The sequence below is a fragment of the Streptomyces sp. NPDC043876 genome, from assembly GCF_056435825.1.
This window is the reverse complement of the sequence record NZ_JBWKDV010000008.1, coordinates 347252-368542: the sequence shown is the minus strand read 5'-3', so window position 1 is coordinate 368542 and position 21291 is coordinate 347252. Positions and strand designations below refer to the sequence as shown.

21 protein-coding genes are annotated in these 21291 nt (G+C 73.0%); 4 read left to right on the top strand and 17 right to left on the bottom strand.

Going from position 1 to position 21291, the window contains the following annotated elements:
- Window positions 1–35: 35 nt before the first annotated feature.
- Both AC0693_RS25710 and AC0693_RS25705 read right to left on the bottom strand, forming a co-directional pair.
- Window positions 36–1598: an alkaline phosphatase D family protein gene (locus AC0693_RS25710; RefSeq protein WP_478803007.1), complete on the bottom strand. Its 1563-nt coding sequence runs from the start codon at window positions 1596–1598 to the stop codon at window positions 36–38.
- A gap of 222 nt (window positions 1599–1820) precedes the next feature.
- Complete coding sequence (locus AC0693_RS25705; protein ID WP_478803006.1) at window positions 1821–2678, bottom strand: alpha/beta fold hydrolase; 858 nt, start codon at window positions 2676–2678, stop codon at window positions 1821–1823.
- Between the two features lie 303 nt (window positions 2679–2981).
- Here AC0693_RS25705 and AC0693_RS25700 point away from each other — a divergent pair, with 303 nt between their 5' ends.
- Window positions 2982–3761, top strand: coding sequence for a GntR family transcriptional regulator (locus AC0693_RS25700; protein WP_356405669.1), 780 nt, complete (start codon window positions 2982–2984; stop codon window positions 3759–3761).
- 477 nt (window positions 3762–4238) lie between these two features.
- Here AC0693_RS25700 and AC0693_RS25695 read toward each other — a convergent pair whose 3' ends face one another.
- The 4 genes from AC0693_RS25695 to AC0693_RS25680 all read right to left on the bottom strand — a co-directional run bounded on the left by AC0693_RS25695 (window position 4239) and on the right by AC0693_RS25680 (window position 7666).
- Window positions 4239–5399, bottom strand: coding sequence for an ROK family transcriptional regulator (locus AC0693_RS25695; RefSeq protein ID WP_356405671.1), 1161 nt, complete (start codon window positions 5397–5399; stop codon window positions 4239–4241).
- A 111-nt stretch (window positions 5400–5510) separates the two neighbouring features.
- A complete protein-coding gene (locus AC0693_RS25690) occupies window positions 5511–6161 on the bottom strand; it encodes a response regulator transcription factor (RefSeq protein WP_356405673.1) in 651 nt (216 codons plus the stop codon).
- Between the two features lie 4 nt (window positions 6162–6165).
- Window positions 6166–7335: a sensor histidine kinase gene (locus AC0693_RS25685; protein ID WP_469336320.1), complete on the bottom strand. Its 1170-nt coding sequence runs from the start codon at window positions 7333–7335 to the stop codon at window positions 6166–6168.
- Between the two features lie 106 nt (window positions 7336–7441).
- Entirely contained in the window at window positions 7442–7666 is a 225-nt protein-coding gene (locus AC0693_RS25680) for a hypothetical protein (RefSeq protein ID WP_356405677.1), read from the bottom strand.
- 100 nt (window positions 7667–7766) lie between these two features.
- On the opposite strand from AC0693_RS25680, the gene AC0693_RS25675 reads away from it, so the two are divergent.
- The 3 genes from AC0693_RS25675 to AC0693_RS25665 all read left to right on the top strand — a co-directional run bounded on the left by AC0693_RS25675 (window position 7767) and on the right by AC0693_RS25665 (window position 10117).
- A complete protein-coding gene (locus AC0693_RS25675) occupies window positions 7767–8681 on the top strand; it encodes an ABC transporter ATP-binding protein (RefSeq protein WP_478803005.1) in 915 nt (304 codons plus the stop codon).
- 205 nt (window positions 8682–8886) lie between these two features.
- A complete protein-coding gene (locus AC0693_RS25670) occupies window positions 8887–9639 on the top strand; it encodes an ABC transporter permease (RefSeq protein WP_478803004.1) in 753 nt (250 codons plus the stop codon).
- A gap of 40 nt (window positions 9640–9679) precedes the next feature.
- A complete protein-coding gene (locus AC0693_RS25665; RefSeq protein WP_478803003.1) occupies window positions 9680–10117 on the top strand; it encodes a hypothetical protein in 438 nt (145 codons plus the stop codon).
- Between the two features lie 98 nt (window positions 10118–10215).
- Here the strand turns inward: AC0693_RS25665 and AC0693_RS25660 are convergent, their stop codons facing one another.
- The 11 genes from AC0693_RS25660 to bioB all read right to left on the bottom strand — a co-directional run bounded on the left by AC0693_RS25660 (window position 10216) and on the right by bioB (window position 21204).
- Window positions 10216–10788: an HAD domain-containing protein gene (locus AC0693_RS25660; protein WP_478803002.1), complete on the bottom strand. Its 573-nt coding sequence runs from the start codon at window positions 10786–10788 to the stop codon at window positions 10216–10218.
- On the bottom strand, window positions 10785–11381 hold the full coding sequence (gene mug, locus AC0693_RS25655) for a G/U mismatch-specific DNA glycosylase (RefSeq protein WP_469336373.1): 597 nt from the start codon (window positions 11379–11381) through the stop codon (window positions 10785–10787). Before mug ends, AC0693_RS25660 begins: the two co-directional genes overlap by 4 nt.
- Window positions 11378–12811 (bottom strand): adenylosuccinate lyase, encoded by a 1434-nt coding sequence (gene purB, locus AC0693_RS25650; RefSeq protein ID WP_478803001.1) that lies wholly within the window; start codon window positions 12809–12811, stop codon window positions 11378–11380. Before purB ends, mug begins: the two co-directional genes overlap by 4 nt.
- 114 nt (window positions 12812–12925) lie before the next feature.
- The gene (locus AC0693_RS25645) at window positions 12926–13717 is read right to left on the bottom strand and encodes an SGNH/GDSL hydrolase family protein (RefSeq protein WP_468471234.1); all 792 of its coding nucleotides are present in this window, start codon (window positions 13715–13717) and stop codon (window positions 12926–12928) included.
- Window positions 13718–13823: 106 nt separating this feature from the next.
- Window positions 13824–14843 (bottom strand): hemolysin family protein, encoded by a 1020-nt coding sequence (locus tag AC0693_RS25640; protein WP_478803000.1) that lies wholly within the window; start codon window positions 14841–14843, stop codon window positions 13824–13826.
- Window positions 14840–16234, bottom strand: a complete 1395-nt coding sequence (locus tag AC0693_RS25635) for a hemolysin family protein (RefSeq protein WP_356405691.1) — start codon at window positions 16232–16234, stop codon at window positions 14840–14842. Before AC0693_RS25635 ends, AC0693_RS25640 begins: the two co-directional genes overlap by 4 nt.
- A gap of 213 nt (window positions 16235–16447) precedes the next feature.
- Window positions 16448–16876, bottom strand: coding sequence for a GNAT family N-acetyltransferase (locus AC0693_RS25630; protein ID WP_468471229.1), 429 nt, complete (start codon window positions 16874–16876; stop codon window positions 16448–16450).
- A gap of 82 nt (window positions 16877–16958) precedes the next feature.
- The gene (locus AC0693_RS25625) at window positions 16959–17633 is read right to left on the bottom strand and encodes a class I SAM-dependent methyltransferase (RefSeq protein WP_356405695.1); all 675 of its coding nucleotides are present in this window, start codon (window positions 17631–17633) and stop codon (window positions 16959–16961) included.
- 160 nt (window positions 17634–17793) lie between these two features.
- Window positions 17794–18555 (bottom strand): dethiobiotin synthase, encoded by a 762-nt coding sequence (gene bioD / locus AC0693_RS25620; RefSeq protein WP_478802999.1) that lies wholly within the window; start codon window positions 18553–18555, stop codon window positions 17794–17796.
- Window positions 18556–18626: 71 nt separating this feature from the next.
- Window positions 18627–19949 carry an adenosylmethionine--8-amino-7-oxononanoate transaminase gene (locus AC0693_RS25615; RefSeq protein WP_478802998.1) on the bottom strand — a complete coding sequence of 441 codons (1323 nt, stop codon included), beginning with the start codon at window positions 19947–19949 and terminating at the stop codon, window positions 18627–18629.
- A complete protein-coding gene (gene bioB / locus AC0693_RS25610) occupies window positions 19942–21204 on the bottom strand; it encodes a biotin synthase BioB (RefSeq protein ID WP_356405701.1) in 1263 nt (420 codons plus the stop codon). The genes AC0693_RS25615 and bioB overlap by 8 nt, the downstream gene beginning before the upstream one ends.
- Between the last annotated feature and the right edge of the window lie 87 nt (window positions 21205–21291).

The following is a 21291-nucleotide window of genomic DNA, read 5'->3' as shown; positions in this document are numbered from 1 at the left end:
CGGCCCAACGGCCGCCCCGGTTGCCGGCCCACCCGCTACTGGCGGACCCGGCCCGGCCGCAGCGTCTTGGTGAAGAGGACGGCGCCCCCCTGGCGGCGCAGGCGCACCGTCAGCTCCCCGCTCGCCCCGTCGATCTCGACCTCCCCGTAGTACGGCGGGTTCTCGGCCGGCGACATGTTGGCCACCGGCGCCGACCGCACGAACGCCGTCTCGGGGCCGAAGGTCGCGTCCAGCCGGCCGTGCGGGAAGCCGCCCGCGCCGACGGGCCCGGACACGAACTCCCAGAAGGGCGCGAAGTCCTGGAAGGCGGCCCGTTCGGGGGCGTAGTGGTTGGCGGCGGTGTAGTGGACGTCGGCGGTCAGCCAGACGGTGCCGGTGACGCGCTGGTGCTTGATGTGGCGCAGCAGGTCGGCGATCTGGAGCTCCCGGCCGAGCGGGGCGCCCGGGTCGCCCTGGGCGACCGCCTCGAAGTCGGCCGTGCCGTCGGGAACGACGATGCCGAGCGGCATGTCGGCGGCGATCACCTTCCAGGTGGCGCGCGAGCGGGACAGCTCCCGCTTGAGCCAGGCCAGCTGTTCGGCGCCCAGGATCCCGACGGGGTCGGTCACCTGACGACCCGGCGAGTTGGCGTTGCGGTGGGTGCGCATGTCGAGGACGAAGACGTCGAGCAGCGGACCGTGCCGGACGACGCGGTGGACCCGGCCCTCCGCGCGGGCGCCGGAATCGACCGCCAGACCAGGGAGGTACTCCCCGAAGGCGCGGCGGGCGCGCTCGGCCAGTACGTCGACCTGCTTGACGGTGTAGCGCGGGTCGTCCAGCAGCTGGCCGGGGTACCAGTTGTTGCGCACCTCGTGGTCGTCCCACTGGGCGATCACCGGGACCTGCGCGTTGAAGGCCGTGAGGTTGCGGTCGAGGAGGTTGTAGCGGAAGTTCCCGCGGAACTCGGCCAGGGTCTCGGCGACCTTCGCCTTCTCCTCGGTGGTCACGTTGCGCCAGATCCGGCCGTCGGGCAGCGTCACGCTCGGCTGGATCGGCCCGTCCGCGTAGATCGTGTCCCCGCTGAAGAGGAAGAAGTCCGGGTCGCGCAGGCGCATCTCGTCGAAGACCCGGTAGCCGCCGAGGTCCGGATTGATGCCCCAGCCCTGTCCCGCGAGGTCCCCGGACCACAGGAAGCGGACGCCGGAGCGGCGCGAGACGGGCGTGGTGCGGAAGGTGCCGTACGCCGGTTCGCCCGAACGCCGGGGGTCGTCCGGATCGGCCACCACCACGCGGTAGTGGACCTGCTCGCCCGGCGGGAGGCCGCGCAGGGCGGTGGTGCCGGTGAAATCGGTGGCCGGTCCGAGCAACGGGCCGGGGTGGCGGCGTACCGCGCGGCGGAACGAGGCGGTGGGCGAGGTCTCCACGTACATCCGCGCGGGCCGGTCCGCCCGCGTCCAGACCAGCGCTGAGCATTCCGTCACCTCACCGCACTGGGTGCCCCACGCCATGGCGGGGCGCCCGGACCGGGCGAACGCGGGGGCGGACCACCCCAGCGGAAGGGCCAGTGCGGCGGACGCGGTGAGCGAACCGGTGAGCAGGGTCCGGCGGGTGTGCGGCATCGGTTGCGCCTCCAGGGTTCCGGTCGTCTCGCACGGGCCGGACCAGTGTGCCGCCGGCACACCGGCCCGCCCGCGTCGCGCACGCGAACCGTGGATGAACAGAGGCCGGTGGGGCACGGCCGGGCCGTCTGAGGGTGGTTCGGCGGCCGGGAGGCGGTGGCTGGGAGGCGGTGGCTGGAGCGCCGGGGGTCGGCGGTCGGAGCGGGGCGGGGGCGGACGCCGTCAGCCGGTGACGGCCGTCGGGAACGGGGTGCGCGCCGTGTCGAGGATGACCCGGGCGACGAGGGCGGGGTCGTCGTTCATCGGGACGTGACCGCAGCCCGGCAGCCGGACCAACCGCGCGCCGGGGATGGCGCGCTTGGCGCGAAGGCCCTGCCGTCGCGGCAGCAACCGGTCGCGCTCGCCCCAGGCGATGGTGACCGGCACGCCCGGCACGTCCCGCGTGAACCGTACGGCGCCACCCGCGGCCAGCGTCGGCTCGAAGCCGGCGGCCCCGCGCAGGGCCGAGGTCTCGGCCACCACCGCGGCGGGGGAGCGGCGGCCGGGACGGGCGTAGACGGTCCCGGTGAGGGCGGCCCGGCCCGCGGCGCTGCGAGAGAGCCGCTCCACGGCAGGGAGCGGCAGGGCGTGGGCCCCGGCCCGCATGGCGCGCAGGGCCCCGAAGGCATACCGGCGCTCCGTCTCGCTCCAGAAGCCGGCGGGGGAGAGGGCGGTCACCGAGCGGACCAGGCCCAGGCGCGCCATTTCGAGGGCGAGCAGACCGCCGAGCGAGTTGCCCGCCACGTGGGGGCGCTCGACACCGAGGGCCGCGCAGAGTGCACCGAGCGCGGGCGCGACGGTCGCGAGGTCGTAGGGGACCCCTTCCGGCAACGCCGGGGAAGCCCCGAAGCCGGGCAGGTCCACGGCGATGACGTCGTGGTCGGCGGCCAGGATGCCGGTGACCGGGCGCCAGGCCTGGAAGTGGTGCCCGATGCCGTGGAGCAGCAGGAGGGGCTCCCCCGCGCCCTCGCGTTCGTAGCTGACGGTCGCCGTGCGGGGGCCGAGCGGGGATTCGACGGCGAAGGAGGCGGTGGCGGTCATGCTGCTCCTCGGGTGCGGCGGTGGGCGCTGCGGGCTTTGTGAGACACGCTGTCAGTAATGACTACCGCCCGGTAGTGCCCCGCAACAAGCCCTCGCCACCGGCCGCCCGGAGCGCCGAGAACATCCTGTGAACGGCTTGATACGAATACCCCTTATGCCCGCCTCGGGGATGAGCATTGGTCTTGACCAAGTGCAGGCACCGTCCTATCGTCGCAGGGATAGTGCAAGGACCTTTAATAAACAAAGGCGCGGAACTGCCGCTGGAACACGGCGATTGCGGCGATGGCAGCAGGAGGAGTCAGGGTGGGGACCACGCAGCTCGAATCGGTGCCGGAGCCGAAGTACTGGCATCTCAAGACCGTGCTCAGCGAGGCGCTCGACCAGGACTTCGCCGTGGGCGAGGTCCTGCCCAACGAGCGTGACCTGGCCGCCCGTTTCGGCGTGGCCCGCGCGACCCTGCGCCAGGCCCTCGAACAGCTGGAACTCGAAGGCAGGCTCCAGCGCCGGCGCGGCGTCGGCACCACCGTGGCCCCGCCGCGGGTGGGCGTCGCCGTCGGGACCACCGAACACGTCTGGCCCGGTGAGGCCGACGGGTGGGAGCTGGTGGACGCCGCCGAGACCCTGCCGGGCGCCGCCGTCGCCAGGCTCCTCGGCACCGCCTCCGCCGTCCCCTTCGGTACCGACCGGACCGTGCACACGGTGCGCCGGACCCGCGTCACCCAGGGCCAGGCGGTCGCCGCCGAGCTGCTGTACGTTCCCGGCTCGTCGGTGCCGGGGCTCTCCGGCATAGACGCCCCGGCCGGGCCCGCCCGCGCCCGCGCCGTGCTGCGCGAGCTGCAGCGCCTGGTGCTGGAGGGCCAGGACCGGTCCGTGGAACTCGGCTCGGCCCGCGCCGACGACGCCCGGGAACTCGACCGGCTGCCCGGAGCCCCGGTGCTGCTGGTCACCACCCGCTACTTCACGGCCGAGGGCACCGCGGCGGTCTCGGTCGCGACCTACCGTGCGGACACCTGCCGACTGACCTTCGGGGACTCCGGCGACGTCCGCATAAGCCACGACCCGGACACGCGCGTCGCCTCCTGACGGTCGGCGGGCGGGCGGGCACTGGGGCCGCGCGGCGGTGCGGCTTCGGGCTGCGGGGCTCGTGTGGGCCGTGGGGCTCGGCTTGGGCCGCCGGTCACTCGGGCCGCCGGGCCCGGAGCGTCGGGCCCCCGCTGGGGTTCGCGGTGCGGGACGGGGGCCCGGGGACGCGGCAGGCCGGGCGCGCGGGGCTCTGTGCGCGGAGGGCCGGTGTCCCCGGCGGCTTGGCGGGCTGGGCTGCGCTCGACTGCGGGTGTGGTGTCCCGGCCGCTAGCAGGCCGGTGAACAGGCTTGGCGAGCGCGATGAGCGGGCTCACGCACCGGCTCGCCCTGCCCCCGCCCCCTGTACCCGCCCGAGGCGGCTCCATTCCGTGGCCGCCCGTGGCACGCCCGGCGGCGGGGCCGGGCCGGGCAGCGTGCCGGGGCGGGCCGTCGTCGGCCCGGTCAACCAGGGCGCCCGCCAGGACGTTGGCCCCGGGGTCAGCCGCGGCTGCGGGCCGTGACCGTTTTCTCGATCGCGAAGAGTTCTTCCTCCGCCTGGTCCAGCGCCAGCCGCAACGCCCCGGTCGCCACCGCCGCCTCCCCGAGGAGCGACAGGGCCACGCGCGGCGGCCGCAGGCAGTACCGCTCCAGCTCGCGCCGCAGCGGGTCCAGTACGCCGTCCAACCCGGCCGCCCACCCCCCGACCACGACGAGTTCCGGGTCCATCGCCAGCACCAGGGCCGCCACGTCGTGCACGAGCCGCTGGATGAACCGCTCCACCGCGGCCACCGCCCCCTCGTCGCCCTGCTTGGCCATCGTGAACACCGCGGCGACCGCCTGCTCGTCCAGCGGATGCAACGGCTCACCGGTGGTCGACAGCAGCTTCTCCGGCGTCACCTCGCGGCCCAGCAGGTGCAGCGCGCCGATTTCGCCCGCCGCGCCGCCGAAGCCCCGGTGCAACCGGCCGTTGATCAGCGAACCGGCACCCGGGCTGAGGCCCGCCATGACGAACACCAGGTCATCGGTGTCCCGGCCCGCCCCTTTCCAGTGCTCGGCGACCGCCGCCGCGTTGGCGTCGTTCTCCACCTGGACCGGGCAGCGGAAGGACCGCTGAAGTCGTTCACCGAGGGGGAGCCCGGTCCAGCCCGGGAGGGCCGTGCACAGGCGGACGGTGCCGTCCGCCTCCACGATCCCCGGGCTGCCCACGCCGACCGCGCGGAGCGCGTCCCTCGGTACCCCGGCTCGCCGCAGCAGGTCCGCGACCGTCGCCCGGACCCGGTCGAGCCGCTCGTCGGCCGAAGCCGACTCGGCGACCTGCTTGGTACCGGCCCCGATCACCCGCCCGTCCAACCCGGAGAGCAGGGCCGAGACCCGGTGGGAGCCGATCTCGATCCCGAGCAGGTGGCCCGCTTCGGCGCGGAACCGGAACCGTCTGGCGGGCCGCCCCTGTCTGCGGGCACCGTCCCCGGCCTCGGCCTCCGTGACCAGCCCCGTGCCGATGAGCCCCTCGACGACTCCCTCGACGGTGGGCCGGGAGAGTCCGGTGAGTCGGGTGAGATCCGTGAGGGTCGGTGATTCGGCCGCGCGAAGCGCCCGCAAGACCACGGCGGAATTGATCCGCCGGAGCAGCGAGGGGTCCCCGCCGGTCAGCTGCCCCAACGTGTGTCCTCCCAGCTAGCGCGCCTGTTCAGCCGGATCGTACTGCGCACCCCGGGCGACGGCGAGAAGCGGCCCCCCATAGGCCGGAATCACCTCCTCCTCTCTGTGCCCTCAGGCCGGGGCGACGAACCCCGATTCGTACGCCATGATCACTGCCTGCGTCCGGTCGCGCGCCCCCAGCTTCGCCAGCACCGCACTCACATGGGACTTCACGGTCTCCGCCCCCACGAACAGCTCCCCGGCGATCTCCGCATTCGTCAGCCCCCGGGACATCAGCCGCAGCACCGACTCCTCCCGCTCGGTCAGCGCGGCCCGCTCCAGCATGGTCCGCGCCTGGCGGTTCCCGTACTCGGCGGCCAGCGCGCGCACCGCCGCCGGGAAGAGCAGGGTCTCGCCCTCCGCCACCAGGCGCACCGCGTGGACGATCTCCGAGGGCCGGGCCCGCTTCAGGAGGAACCCGTCCGCCCCGGCACGCAGAGCCTGGTAGACGTACTCGTCGTTCTCGAAGGTCGTGACGACGAGGATCTTCGGCGGGTTGTCGATGCTCTTGAGGACGGCCCGCGTCGCCTCGATGCCGTCGAGCAACGGCATTCTGACGTCCATCGCGACCACGTCCGGCCGCAGCCGGCGAACCAGTGGGACCACGGCGGCCCCGTCGGCGGCTTCGCCGACCACCTCGATGTCGGACTGGGCGTCCAGGACGGCGCGCAGACCCGCTCGCACCAGGGGTTCGTCGTCGACGAGCAGTACGGTAACCGGCATCCGGTCAGCGTATTCGCTCCAGCGGAAGCCGGGCGCGCACCCTCCAATTGCCCTCGTGCGGACCGGTGTCGGCCGTGCCGCCGAGCAGCGCGGCCCGTTCGCGCATTCCCCGCAGCCCGGTGCCACTGCCCGACATCAGGGTCGGCCCCTCCGGCAGCGGGTTCGTGACCTCCAGGTCGAGTCGTTCGCCCGTCACCTCGACCCGGACCCGCACCGGCACCGGCCCGCAGTGCCGCAGCACATTCGTCAGTGCCTCCTGAAGGATCCGGTACCCCTCACGAGTGACCGGGCCGGGCAACCCACCCAAGGGGCCGCGCAGTTCGCTGTCCACCGCTGCCCCCGACGCACGGGCCGACTCCAGCAGCCGGTCCGCCTCCGAAAGGGTCGGACGCTGGGAGGGCGGCTGCGCGGATTCCCGCAGCACCAGCAGCACGCGCTCCAGATCCTCCAGCGCGGCCCGCCCCGTGTCCTCGATCGCGCACAACGCCCGCTCGGTGAACTCCGGACTGCCGGCCGCACGGGCCGCACCCGCCTGCACCACCGCGACGGTCAAGGCATGACCGATCGAGTCATGTAGCTCGCGCGCGATCCGGGTCCGCTCCAGCAACTGCTCCGTCCGCTGCTCCAGCGCCGTGAGCCGCTCGGCAGCGGACGGCCCGAGCAGGCTGCCCGCGATCGCGGTGATCATCTCGCCGAGCAGGACGACCGTCACGATGAGCAGGATCAGCGGCACGGGGATGAGCACGGCCGATGCCCAGCCCGGTACGTCCAGCGGCACCCACGGATGCGCGGAGGGACGACCCAGGGCGGCGAGGGCCAGATCGACCGAGACCGTCGGGAGGAACGAGGACGAGAAGAGCGTCGCCGAGGAGACCACCAGCCGTATCTCCAGCCACAGCATCGTCCGCCACCGGTCACCCCAGGACGCCGAAGGGGACGTACTGATCGTGCTGTCGTCGCCTTGGTCCTGGGCGGTCAGGAGGAACCGCGCCTGGAGTCCCTCGGCGAGACGAACCCAGGGCACCAGGCCGAACGGCGCGACGAGGAGAAGAGGCACCCACGGCGCGTGGGGAGCTATGAACATCCACACGGCCACGATGAGGATGGGCACGCACAGATGCAACCAGCGTGTGTAGGTCACCGCCTTGAACGGTGCGCGGAGCAGTCGGTACATGCCGTCATCGTGGCAGCCGCCCGATCAGGCGCGTCACCCCCGCACGGGGGAGACGGGGACCCCCGGGCGGGGGAGGAGTCGTCGTCGGGGCCGCACCGGGACCACGTCAGACGCGCTCGCGCGCGAACAGTTCGAGGTGGCCACAGTCCGGACACCGGAAGGCGTCGATCTGCCAGCGCGGCCGGCCCATCCGCTTCGCCCCGCCGAAGATGCCGATTTCCAGCGCTCCGGCGATCCAGCGCGCGTATCCCCGTGAGTGCTCTCCGGTGTCCTCGACGAATCCCTGTTCGAGCCCGACGGCACCGCACTGCGTGCACTTGATGGTGTTCACGCGCCGAGTCTAGGCAGGGCGGCGCTTCTCCCCCGTGCGGGGGAGGGCTTCCCCCCGTGCGGGGGAGGAACGACCAGGACCGAGCGGCCAGCCTTGAGTCATGAACAGCATCGAGATCCGCGAACTCACCAAGGAGTACGGCACCGTTCGAGCGGTGGACTACCTCAGTTTCGAGGTGCTGCCCGGTCGCGTGACCGGCTTCCTCGGGCCCAACGGAGCAGGCAAGTCGACCACGATGCGCCTGCTGTTGGGCCTGGACCGCCCGACCTCCGGCACCGCCACCATCGGCGGCCGGATGTTCACCGACTTCCCCGACCCGCTGCTCCGCGTCGGGGCACTCCTGGACCCGCAGGCGGCGCACGGAGGGCGTACCGCCCGCGACCATCTGCTGGCCCTGGCGGTCAGCAACCGCATCCCGGCCCGCCGGGTCGACGAGGTACTCGAACAGGCCGGCGTGGCCCCGGTCGCCGGTCGACGCGTCAAGACCTTCTCCCTGGGCATGCGCCAGCGCCTGGGCATCGCCGCTGCGCTGCTGGGCGATCCCGGGGTGGTGCTCCTGGACGAGCCGACCAATGGCCTCGACCCCGAAGGCATCATCTGGATCCGCGAACTGCTCCGGCAGCTCGCGGCGGAGGGCCGGACCGTCCTCGTCTCCAGCCACCTGATGGCGGAGACCGCGTCCTTCGTGGAACACCTGGTCGTCCTGGGCCGGGGAAAGTTGCTCGCCGACTCATCGATGAAGGCATTCATCGATGCGCGCAGCACCCCGAGGGTGCGGCTGCGCACCACGGATCCAGGTCGCATGGCAGAGGTCCTGGCCGCCGACGGGCTCTCGATGGTGCAGGCCGAGGACGGGCGCTGGACCGTGGACGGCGTCCAGGCCGAGTGGATAGGCACCCTGGCAGCGCGCGAAGGCATACCGGTCCTTGAACTGGCGGATGAGCGCGCCTCCCTGGAAGAGGCCTACCTCGATCTCACCGCGGAGTCGACTCCCTTCGCGTCTGGCTCGCGCTGACCGCTGGCACCGAGACAGCCTGCCGCAACAGCCGCGTACCCGAACAGCCGGGCACTCGGGTCCGAACACCGAGCCCGGACACCCGAGCCCGGACACCCGAGCCCGGACGCTCGAGCCCGGACGCTCGAGCCCGGACGCTCGAGCCCGGACACCCGTGAACGATGCACACCAAAACACCCCGAACACCGTGACTGGAGAACCGGCCATGACTGCTCCCGCCCTCCCCATCATCCCCGTCGTGCACTCGGAATGGATCAAGATACGGTCGCTGCGCGGCACGCTCTGGGCACTCGTCGCGATACTCGTGTCCACCGCCGGGATACAGGTCCTCATGAACGCGCTCATCGGCCCGTCGGAGGCTGCGAGGGCCGGAAGTGATCCACTCCGGCTCGCCTTCTACGGCATCAGCTTCGGGCAGATTGCGGCCATCACCTTCGGCGCCAAGGCGTTCGCAGCGGAGTTCCACAACGGGGCACTGCGGATCACTCTCGGCGCCGTGCCGAACCGGAGCCGCTTCTACCTCTCCAAGGCCGTGGTCATCGCCGGGTTGGCGCTGGTGGCCGGGCAGCTCACCGGCCTTGCCACCTTCCTTGCCGGTCAAGCCCTGATGGGGGAGCAGGCCATCGGCCCGGGCGATCCGGGTGCGGTCCGGGCGATCGTCGGCAGCGGCCTCTACCTCGCCCTCATGGCGTTGTTCGCAGCCGGACTGACCGCCGTACTGCGCAGCGGAACAGCGGTGTTGAGCCTGCTCATACCCTTCGTCCTGCTGATCTCGTTCGTCTTCGGTGACCATGCGGGTGGGCTCGGGCAGTACCTGCCGGATCGTGCCGGGCAGCTGGTGCTGAGTGCGCATCCGCAGGGAGAGCTCGGGCCGTGGGCGGGGCTGGGCGTCATGGCCCTATGGGCGGCGGCAGCGCTGGGGGCGGGCTGGATCACCGTCCGCAGGCGGGACGCGTGACGCCGGGCCAGTTGTCAGTGCTGCTGGGGATACTGACGACATGACGACGGCAGCGCATCTCGAGGCAATCGACCGGCTCCGGACACGCGGGTTCCCCGCGGCGCGCAGCAGATCGGTGACCGAACGGAGCGGTCCGGGTTACCACCTCGTGGAGCTGGGTGAGAGCCACTGGTACGGAGACGAGGACGCGGCCGACCGGATAGCCGGCGCAGAACAGATCTCAGCCGAGTACGGCGCCCTCACCCAGCGGTTGACGGAGCGGTGGGGGGAGGCGCAGGTGTTCCACCTGGGGAGCCTGCTGGCGCGGGTGGCCGCGGGGGAAGAGATCCCCGAACCGTGGGGCGAGATGAGCGGAACCACCGACCACGTGCACGTGTGGCGGGCCGGCGAGCACTGGGTGGCCGTGTACGCGGCGGAATGGGGGGCCGACCACTCACCGCAACTGATGGCCGCGGTGACCGTCATCGACCCGCCCTAGAACCGACCGGGCCGGGAATGGATCCGCCCTGGAACTGATTCCCCACCGATGACGGACCGGTGGGCCGCTCAGCTCCCTGCGGGAGTCCACCGGGGAGGCTAAAGGGACGGGTGGCGGAGCCAGTCCGTGAGGGTGGCGTAGTCGGCGTCGGTGAGGCCTTGGCGGGGGTCGACCCGGTGCAGCAGGGCGAAGCCCCGGTGGTGGGCGGACACCCAGGCGCGGTCCCTGTCCGTGATCTCGTCATCGACCCAGATGAACGGGTGCCCCGCCGCCCGCGCGACCAGCCCGCGTGTTTTCCAGTGGAGACCCCTGCGCAGGTCGTCTTCCTCCTGGTTCGCCTGCCTGTCCCGTTCAGCCTGGGGGTCCGTGCCCGAGGGCTCCGGCCAGGTCATCACTTCCAACGGTGGGAGGCCGAGCCGGGGTGCGAGGTCGGTGTTCGCGTCGGCCATCCATGTCGTGGCCCAGATCAGGGTGCACGGCAGGGCCGACAACCGGGGGCCGTGGCGGGAGTCGAGGCGGTGGAGGAGGGGGTGCGCGCTGCCCTCGTCGGGCGGTGCGGAGGGGGGAGGGCTGGTGGGGTGGGAGGGTGGGGGCCCGCCGAACGGGATGAGTGGGCCGTCGACGTCGAGGAAGAGCAGGGGCGTACCTGGCTGGGGGCCCGGGGTGGTCACCGGTCCGCCTCGGTCTCAGCCCCGGCCCCGGTCTCAGCCCCACCCTCAGCCCCGGTTCCGGTCTCGGCGGCGAGGCGGAGGCGGGCGTACTCCTCGGCCATGGTGTGGGCGGTCCAGTGGGCGTTGAGGCCGCTCGGGTTGGGCAGGGCCCAGATCCGGGTGGAGCCGATGGTCCGCTCCTGCGGGCCGATCTTGGCGCCGCGCTCACCGAAGGCCGTGCGGTAGGCGGTCACGCCGACCACGGCGAGCCACTGGGGGCGCAGGAGTTCCACCTTCGCGGTCAGGAGGCGGCCGCCCTCGCGGTATTCCTCGGCGCTCAGTTCGTCGGCGCGGGCGGTGGCGCGGGCCACGACGTTGGTGATGCCCAGCCGGTAGGTCAGCAGCTCCTCCTGCTCCGCGGGGGCCAGGCGGCGCGGGGTGAAGCCCGACAGGTGCAGGACCGGCCAGAAGCGGTTGCCGGGGCGGGCGAAGTGGTGGCCCGTGGCGGCGGACATCAAGCCCGGGTTGATCCCGCAGAACAGGACGCGCAAACCGCCCGCGACCACATCCGGGAGGATGCGGTCGCGGGCGGCGGCCAGCTCTTCGGGGGTCAGAGGATCGACCCCGGGGTGTAGCCGGCGGCCTCCGGGTGCTGCTTGGTGATCTCCTCGATGCGGGAGACCACCACGGCGACCTGGTCCCCGGCGGCGCCGGTGAAGGACAGCTTGTCGGCCATCAGGGCGTCGAGCTGCGCGCGGTCCAACGGCATGCGCGCGTCGGCGGCCAGCTTGTCGAGCAGTTCGTTGCGCTCGGCGCCCTGCTCGCGCATCGCGAGGGCCGAGGCCACCGCGTGCTCCTTGATGACCTCGTGGGCGGCCTCGCGGCCGACGCCGGCCCGTACCGCACCCATCAGGACCTTGGTGGTGGCCAGGAAGGGGAGGTAGCGGTCCAGCTCGCGGGCGACGACGGCCGGGAAGGTGCCGAACTCGTCCAGGACGGTCAGGAAGGTCTCCAGCAGACCGTCGAAGGCGAAGAAGGCGTCCGGCAGCGCGATGCGGCGGACCACGGAGCAGGAGACGTCGCCCTCGTTCCAGGTGTCGCCCGCCAGCTCGCCGGTCATCGAGGCGTAGCCGCGCAGGATGACCATGAGGCCGTTCACGCGCTCGCAGGAGCGGGTGTTCATCTTGTGCGGCATCGCGGAGGAGCCGACCTGGCCGGGCTTGAAGCCCTCGGTCACCAGCTCATGTCCGGCCATCAGGCGGATCGTCTTGGCGATCGAGGACGGGGCGGCGGCGAGCTGCACCAGCGCGGTGACCACGTCGTAGTCGAGCGAGCGCGGGTAGACCTGGCCCACCGAGGTGAAGGCGTGGGCGAAGCCGAGGTGGCCCGCGATGCGCCGCTCCAGGTCGGCGAGCTTGGCGGTGTCGCCGCCGAGGAGGTCGAGCATGTCCTGGGAGGTGCCGACCGGGCCCTTGATCCCGCGCAGCGGGTAGCGCTCCAGCAGGTCCTCCAGGCGGCCGTAGGCGACGAGCAGCTCGTCGGCGGCGGTCGCGAAGCGCTTGCCCAGGGTCGTGGCCTGCGCCGCGACGTTGTGGGAGCGCCCGGCCATGACCAGCTCGGCGTGCTCGGCGGCCAGCTTGCCGAGGCGGGCCAGCACGGCGACGGTGCGGTCGCGGGCCAGCTCCAGGGAGAGCCGGATCTGGAGCTGCTCGACGTTCTCGGTGAGGTCGCGGGAGGTCATGCCCTTGTGCACGTGCTCGTGACCGGCGAGGGCGTTGAACTCCTCGATCCGGGCCTTCACGTCGTGCCGGGTGACCTTCTCGCGCTCGGCGATGGAGGCCAGGTCGACCTGCTCCAGGACGCGCTCGTAGTCGACGAGGGCCGCGTCGGGCACCTCGATGCCGAGGTCCTTCTGGGCGCGCAGCACGGCGAGCCACAGCCGCCGCTCCAGCGTCACCTTGTACTCGGGGGACCACAGGACGGCGAGCTCCGCGGAGGCGTAGCGGCCGGCCAGGACATTGGGGATGCGGGGCTTGGCAGTCACGTAAAGGGATTCTACTTGCGCTTCGGCTGTGCGTTCACGCAGGTGGGTGACCCGCGGCCGGTTGTGGTTTGCTACGAGGCCGGGCCGGGGCCGGGCGCCCGTGAACCGGGCTGCTCACGGGAGCCGTTCGTCCGTCGCGGCGCCGTACGGCAGCAGTTCCGGCCGCTTCGCCGGGCGGCCGTCGCCCGAGGAGCGGCCCGTCAGGCGGCGGCCGATCCAGGGGAGCAGGTGCTCGCGGGCGAAACGCGCGTCGTGGACGCGCCGGGTCGCCCAGCCCGGCGGCGGCGAAGGGAGCAGCGGCGTGCGCCAGTCCTCCTCCGCGGGCAGCCCCAGCGCCTGCCACACGGCCTCGGCCACCCTGCGGTGGCCCTCGTCCGTGAGGTGCAGCCGGTCGGCGTGCCAGAGCCGCTGATCGCCGAGGACGGGGGCGCCGTACAGGTCGACGACGAGAGCGCCGTGCCGCGCGGCCAGCTCGTCGATGATGGCGAACAGCTCTTCCATGCGCGGGCGGAAACGTTCCATCACGGGCCCCTGGCGGCCGGGCGAGCGCATGAGGACGAGCTGCCCGCACGCGGGCGCCAGGGTCTCCACCGCCGCTTCCAGGTGGCCGCGCACCCGTCCCATGTCGACCTTGGGGCGCAGGGTGTCGTTCAGGCCGCCCACCAGGGTCACCACGTCCGCACCCATCGAGGCCGCCAGGGGTGCCTGCTCCTCGGCGATCTGGCCGATCAGCTTGCCGCGCACCGCGAGGTTCGCGTAGCGGAACCCCGGTTCCCGCGCGGCGAGACGGGCGGCGAGCAGATCCGCCCAGCCCCGGTAGGAGCCGTCCGGCAGCGCGTCGGACATGCCCTCGGTGAAGGAGTCGCCGACCGCGACCAGACTCGTGTATGTCGCATTCATCTCCATGGCGCAGCGATGTTACCGCGCGGTTCCCCGGTCCCGCGATGAGGACCGGGGACGTCGCGCCGCGGGCCGGGCTGCCGGACCCGGCCGGTCGCTGCCCGGGACCGTCTCACGTGGCCGAGCGGTTCCCGAACAGCTCGCGCAGCACGTCCTCCATCGTGACCAGACCGGTCATGGTCCCGTCCGCACCGAGGACCGCCGCCAGGTGCGTCCGGCTGCGCCGCATGGCGGTCAGGACGTCATCCAGCGGAGTCTGGGCGCGGACCTGGGCGATGGGGCGCAGCGCCGAGACCGGGAAGGCCTCGTCCCGCGCGGTGACGTCCAGGGCGTCCTTGACGTGCAGGTAGCCGAGGATCTTTCCCTGACCGTCGAGCACCGGGAACCGCGAGTAGCGGGACGTGGCGGAGAGCCGCTCCAGCCCCTCCGGCGTGATGCCCTCCTCGGCCGGGAGGACCCGGTCCATGGGCAGCGCCACCTCGATGACGGGCCGGCGGCCCAGCTCCAGCGCGTCGTGCAGCCGCTCGCTCGCCCGGCCGTCGATCAGGCCCGCGGCGTTGGAGTCCTTGACGATCCGGGCCAGCTCGTCGTCCGAGAAGGTCGCGGCGACCTCGTCCTTCACCTCGACCCGCAGCAGCCGCAGCAACGCGTTGGCGAAGGCGTTGATCGCGAAGATCACCGGCCTCAGGCCGCGCGTCAGGGTCACCAGCGGCGGCCCGAGCAGCAGCGCGGTACGGACCGGCTCGGCCAGCGCCACGTTCTTCGGCAGCATCTCGCCGAAGAGCATGTGCAGGTACGTCGCCAGCGCCAGTGCCACCACGAAGGAGATCACGTGGGTGACCCCGGCCGGCACCCCGAACAGGTCGAAGAGCGGGGTCAGCAGGTGGGCGATGGCCGGTTCGGCGACCACACCGAGCACCAGGGTGCACAGCGTGATGCCCAGCTGTGCCGCCGCCATCAGGGCCGACACGTGCTCCAGGCCCCACAGCACGGCCCGGGCCCGCCGGTCGCCCGCCTCGGCGTACGGTTCGATCTGGCTGCGCCGGACCGAGATCAGCGCGAATTCCGCGCCGACGAAGAAGGCGTTGACGACCAGGGTCGCCAGGCCGATCAGTAGTTGGATCGCGGTCATCGGCCCTCCTCCGGCTGCGTGTCGCCGCTCTTGCGGCGGGTCTTGCCGTGCGCGCCGTCGCGTCCGCGCGAAGCGTCGGCGGGCTCCTCGACCGGCGCGTGCAGCAGCACGCGCGCGGCGCGCCGCCCGCTGTCGTCCACCACGTCGAGGCGCCAGCCGCCCAGCTCCAGGCTGTCGCCGTTGACCGGTATGCGGCCGAGCTCGGTGGCCATCAGCCCGGCCAGCGTCTCGTACGGGCCGTCCGGCACCCGCAGGCCGATCCGCTCCAGCTGGTCGGTGCGCGCCGCGCCGTCCGCGGAGAAGAGCGCGCGGCCGGAGGCGTCCGTACCGGCCGCGGCCAGGTCCGGGGTCTCGTGCGGGTCGTGCTCGTCGCGGACCTCGCCCACGACCTCCTCGACGATGTCCTCCAGGGTGGCCACGCCGGCCGTGCCGCCGTACTCGTCGATCACCACGGCCATCGTCTGCCTGCCGGAGAGCCGGTCCAGCAGCCGGTCCACGGTCAGTGATTCGGGGACGAGCAGCGGCTCGCGCAGCAGCTGCGCGACCGGGTAGCGGTGGCGTTCGGCGGCGGGCAGCGCCAGGACGTCCTTGATGTGGACCGTGCCGACGACGCTGTCGAGGCTGCCGCGGTAGACGGGGAAGCGGGACAGGCCGGTGGCCATGGTCGCGTTCGCCACGTCCTCCGCGGTGGTCTGCACGTCGAGCGCGGTGACCTGGACCCGCGGGGTCATGACGTTCTCCGCGGTCAGGTCGGCCAGGTTCAGGGTCCGCACGAACAGTTCGGCGGTGTCCTTCTCCAGCGCGCCCGCCTTCGCGGAGTGCCGCGCCAGTGCCACCAGCTCCTGCGGGCTGCGCGCGGAGGCCAGCTCCTCGGCCGGCTCCAGCCCGAAGCGGCGCACCATGTGGTTGGCCGTGGTGTTCAGATGGCCGATGAGCGGCCGGAAGGCCCGGCTGAACATCCGCTGCGGGGTCGCCACGCGTTTGGCCAGGGCCAGCGGCGAGGAGATCGCCCAGTTCTTCGGCACCAGTTCGCCGACGACCATCAGGACGACGGTCGACACGGCGGTGCCGAGGACCAGGGCGGTGGACGAAGCGGCTCCGGCGGACAGCCCCATGGCCTCGAACGGCCCCTTGAGCAGGGTGGCGATCGAGGGCTTGGAGATCATGCCGATGACCAGGCCGGTCACGGTGATGCCGAGCTGGGCGCCGGAGAGCTGGAAGGTCAGGCTCCGGACGGCGGCCAGGGCGCTGTCGGCGCCGCGCTCGCCGCGCTCGGCGGCTCCTTCGAGCTCGCTGCGCTCGATGGTCGTCAACGAGAACTCGGCCGCGACGAAGACCCCGCAGGCGAGGCAGAGCAGCAGCGCGACGACGAGCAGAAGCACTTCGGTCATCGGTTCACCTCCGTCCCATGATCAGACAGGAGGAGGCGGATCGCGCGGTGTCGGGTACTGGGAGGCTCGCCCATGGGCGGACGCTCACACCTTTCGTTCGAGGGGACTGCATCGGGAAGCGGTCTCCCCCAGGGTAAAGGATCGGCAAAGTGTGCGCATCGCTCGATCGGACGACATGACGGGCAGGACGCGCGGATCGCGCCCGGACGGACGCTACGCCGTCCCGAGCGGCTTGACCCAGCGGCGCCAGTGGTCCTCGCGGTGGTAGCCGGCCGCGGCCCAGGCCCGCTGCCCCGGCTCGTTCGCCTCCAGCACCATCGCGTCCCCGCGCCGTCCGCCCACGGCCAGGAAGCGCCGCTCGGCGGCGTCCAGGAGCGCCGTCCCGATCCCGCGCCTGCGGTGCGAGGGGAGTACCGCCAGCCGGTAGAGCGAGCAGCGCCAGCCGTCGTAACCCGCGATCACGGACCCCACGAGGAGCCCGTCGGTCTCGGCGAGGATCAGGGCGTCCGGATCCCGCTCGATGAGCCGGGTGACCCCGTCCACGTCGTCCGTGACGGAAGTGCCCTCCGCCGCCACCTTCCAGAAGGACAGCACGTCCTCGGCCTCTGCCGCCCCGGCCGTCCGTATGCGCAGATCGATCATGACCGTGATCCCAGCACGGGCACGGGTTCCCGCGCAATGCCCGACCGCGGGACGCCGGCGGGGTCCCCGGGCGAGCGCCGGTTCAGTCGTCGGAGCGCCGGGCCGACCCGATCACGCAGTACGAGGTAGGCAGCGCGGGCCCGCGCTCCGGCATCCGCAGCCCGCGCTGCTCGACGATCCGGAAGCCGGCGGCGTCGACCGCGGCCAGGATGTCCCGCGCCGTGTGGCAGCCGCCGAACAAGCGGGGCCACACGGTCCGGTCCAGCGCGCGCTGGATCCCGGCCATCGTGGGTCCGGGCGCCAGTCCGTGCTCGAAGAAGCGCAGCTCACCGCCGGGCCGGATGACCCGGTGCAGCTCGGCGAGGGAGCGCGGCAGGTCCCGTACGGTGCACAGCACCAGGGAGGCCACGGCCGCGTCGAAGGCCTCGCTCTTGACGGGGAGGGCCTCGGCGGCGCCCGGTACGACGTCCACGGGGACCTCGGCGCGCAGCGCGGCGCGGGCCGCCAGCCGGCGCAGGGTGCGCTCCGGTTCGACCGCGACCACCTCGCAGACGGCGCGCGGATAGTGGGCGAAGTTCAGCCCGTTGCCCGCGCCGATCTCGATGATCCGGCCGGAGAGGCCGCGCAGCAGCTCGCCGCGCAGCGAGGAGATCCCGCCGCGGGAGTCGGCCTGGACGCTCATCCGTGCGTAGAAGCGGGCGAACACGGGGTGGTGGACGGCGTCCCGGGGCGGGGTCCGGCGGGGGCGCGGTGACATGACGGACCTCCTGGAGCGGACGTACGCGTGTCTCCAGTCTCCCCCCGATGCGGGGCGCCACCCGCAGCGCCGCGAAGAAGTCCCGAAAACCTCGGGCCCGGGTCCGAGGACCCTCAGCCTCAGGTCCGCAGGACCCCTCAGTTCCAGATCCGCAGGACCCTCAGCTCCAGGTCCGCAGGAAGTCCGGCGCGGACCAGTCGCCGCCCAGGTCCGGGGCCAGCCAGCCGGGCGCCGCGGCGCGGAAGGCGGCCGGGGTCAGCGACCCCGAAGCGTGGGGGACCGCGCCCAGCAGCGGCATCTCCGACACCGCCGGGAGGTCGGCCAGATTGCAGCGGGAGGCGAGGTCGGGTGAGGTCGGCCAGCTGCCGACCACCAGGCCGAGGCCCGCCAGCCCGCGGGCCCGCAGCGCCTCGCCCGTCAGCGCGGCCGAGTTGAGGGTGCCGAGCCCGGCGGGGACCACGAGCAGCACCGGCGCCCGCAGCAGCCGGGCCGCGTCGGCAAGGGTGTTCCCGGCCTCGTCGAAGCGTACGAGCAGCCCGCCCGCCCCCTCGACGAGGACGAGGTCGTGCTCCGCGGCCAGCTTCCCGGCGGCCTCGGCCACCTCCGCGGGTCCGACCGTGGCCAGCCCCGACCGCCGGGCCGCGGTGTCCGGAGCCAGTGGCTCCGGATAGCGGGCCAGCTCCCGGGTGGTCACCCCAGCGCCCGCCAGCCGCGCCACCTCGGCCGCGTCACCCGGCTCGTCCGGGCCCACCCCGGTCTGCGCCGGCTTGAGCACCGCCACGGAACGCCCGGCGGCCACCGCCGCGGCCGCGATCGCCGCGGTGACGACGGTCTTGCCGATCTCGGTGCCCGTCCCGGACACCACCACCACACCGGAAGGACCCCTGCCCGTACCGCTCACACCCGTCGACCCCGCGTCCATCGGCCCCGCACCTCTCGCACCCGTACTCATCGCACCCGTACTCATCGGACTCTTCAGCTCGGTCTTCCCGCTCAGCCTTCCCGCGCCGCCGCGCACACCGCACGGCAGATCCGCGCCACGTCACCGTCACCCGTCACGTACGGCGGCATCGTGTAGATCAAGTCCCGGAACGGGCGCAGCCACACGCCCTCGCGAACGGCCGCCCGGGTCGCCGCGGCCATGTCCACGGGGTGGTCGAGCTGCACCACGCCGATCGCGCCCAGCACCCGTACGTCCTTCACCCCGGGCAGACCGGCCGCCGGAGCCAGGCCTTCCGCCAGCCCGGCCCCGATCCGCTTGACCTCCCCCGCCCAGTCCTGGGACAGGAGCAGGTCGAGCGAGGCCAGCGCCACCGCGGCGGCCAGCGGGTTGCCCATGAAGGTCGGCCCGTGCGCCAGCACCGGCACCTCGCCCCGCGAGATGCCGTCCGCGACCCGCGGCGTGCACAGGGTCGCCGACAGCGTCAGGTAACCGCCGGTCAGCGCCTTGCCGACGCACATCACGTCCGGGGTGATCCCCGCGTGGTCGGCGGCGAAGAGGGCGCCCGTGCGCCCGAATCCGGTCGCGATCTCGTCCAGGATCAGCAGCACCCCGTACTCGTCGCACAGCTCGCGCAGCACCCGCAGGTAGCCGGGGGAGTGGAAGCGCATGCCGCCCGCGCCCTGCACCACCGGCTCCACGATCACCGCGGCCAGCTCGTCCGCGTGCTTGCCGACCAGGGAGCGCAGGTGCTCCACGTAGGCCGGGTCCACGGGCGCGTCGAAGCCGCCGGGCGGCTCCTGGGCGAAGATCTGGCGCGGCAGCATGCCCTGCCACAGCTCGTGCATCCCGCCCTCGGGGTCGCACACGGCCATCGGCTGCCAGGTGTCCCCGTGGTAGCCGCCGCGCCAGGTGAGCAGGCGGTGCTTGCCCGGGCGGCCGATCGAGGTCCAGTACTGGAGGCACATCTTGACCGCGACCTCGACGGCGACCGAGCCGGAGTCGGCCAGGAAGACGTGTTCCAGGCCCGCCGGGGAGATCTCGACCAGCTTCGCCGCGAGCCGGACGGCGGGCTCGTGGGTGAGCCCGCCGAACATGACGTGCGACATCCGGCCGAGCTGGTCGCGCACGGCCTCGTTGAGCACCGGGTGGTTGTAGCCGTGGATGGCAGACCACCAGGAGGACATGCCGTCGACCAGTTCGTCCCGTCCCTCGGCCGTCCGGCCGAGCCGCAGCCGGACGCCCGAGGCGGAGGAGACGACCAGCGGCTCCTGCCGCCCGGGCATGGGGCCGTACGGGTGCCAGACGTGCTGCCTGTCCAGCGCGAGGAGCTCGCCGGCCGGCAGCGGGTCGTGCGGGTGGTGCGGATCAGGCATTGGGGGCGAGTTCCGTTCCCGCGCCGCGCCGGCGCACGGCCACCAGGTCCGGGCGCACCTCGCCGGCCGGGGCCTGCCCGGAGGCGTCCTGCGCCGGTACGGCGGCCACCGCGTCCTCGGCGTGGCCGGAGCAGCCCCCGCACGCCGAACCGCAGCCCGCGTCCGCGCCGGCCGGAGCGGCCGAACCGCAGACGGACGCACCCGCGCCCGCGCCTTCGCCGTGCGAGCCGCAGCCGCCGGCCGCGACGTCGGAGCGGTGCGCGGGGAGGGTCGACGTACCGGCGCCCTCCACCTCGAAACCGGCGTCCGCGATCATGTCGAGGTCGGCCTGGCCGGCCTGGCCCTCGCTGGTGAGGTAGTCGCCGAGGAAGATCGAGTTGACCAGGTGCAGGGCCAGCGGCTGCATCGTGCGCAGGTGGACCTCGCGGCCGCCCGCGAGGCGGACCTCGACGTCGGGGCAGACGAAGCGCACCATCGCCAGGATCCGCAGCGCGCGCTGCGGGGTGAGGTTCCACTCCTTGGCGAGCGGGGTGCCCTCGAACGGGATCAGGAAGTTGACCGGCACCGAGTCCGGGTCCAGCTCGCGCAGCGAGTAGACGACGTCGACGAGGTCCTCGTCGCTCTCGCCCATGCCCGCGATCAGGCCCGAGCAGGCGGAGAGGCCCGCGGCGTGCGCCTTCTGCACGGTGTCCACGCGGTCCGCGTAGGTGTGGGTCTTGGTGATCGCCCCGTACGTCGCCTCGGACGTGTTGAGGTTGTGGTTGTAGGCGTCGGCGCCCGCGTCGCGCAGCCGCTCCGCCTGACCGTCCGACAGCAGGCCCAGGCAGGCGCAGACCTCGACGCCCTCGTTCTGCTCCTTGATCGCGGCGATGGTCTTGCCGACCCGCTCCACGTCCCGGTCCGTCGGGCCGCGGCCGCTCGCCACCAGGCACACGCGCTTGGCGCCGCCCGCGACTCCGGCCGCGGCGGCCTCGGAGGCCTCCTCCGGCTTCAGCCAGGTGTACTTCAGGATCTCCGCCTTCGAACCCAGCCGCTGGGAACAGTAGGAGCAGTCCTCGGGGCACAGGCCCGACTTCAGGTTGACCAGGTAGTTCAGCTTGACCCGACGCCCGAACCACTGGCGGCGCACCTTGCCGGCAGCGGCCACCACGTCGAGCAGTTCGTCGTCAGAGGTCGCCAGTACGGCGAGCGCCTCTTCGCGGGTCGGCAGCTCGCGCCGCAGCCCCTTGTCCACCAGGGTGTTCAGCAGGTCCATGACGCCGATCCTGGACCACACGACCACTCCCGGCCAAGGAGAGATCGCACAACATGGCCGGATCGGAGTGTGTGTATCGCCACACCT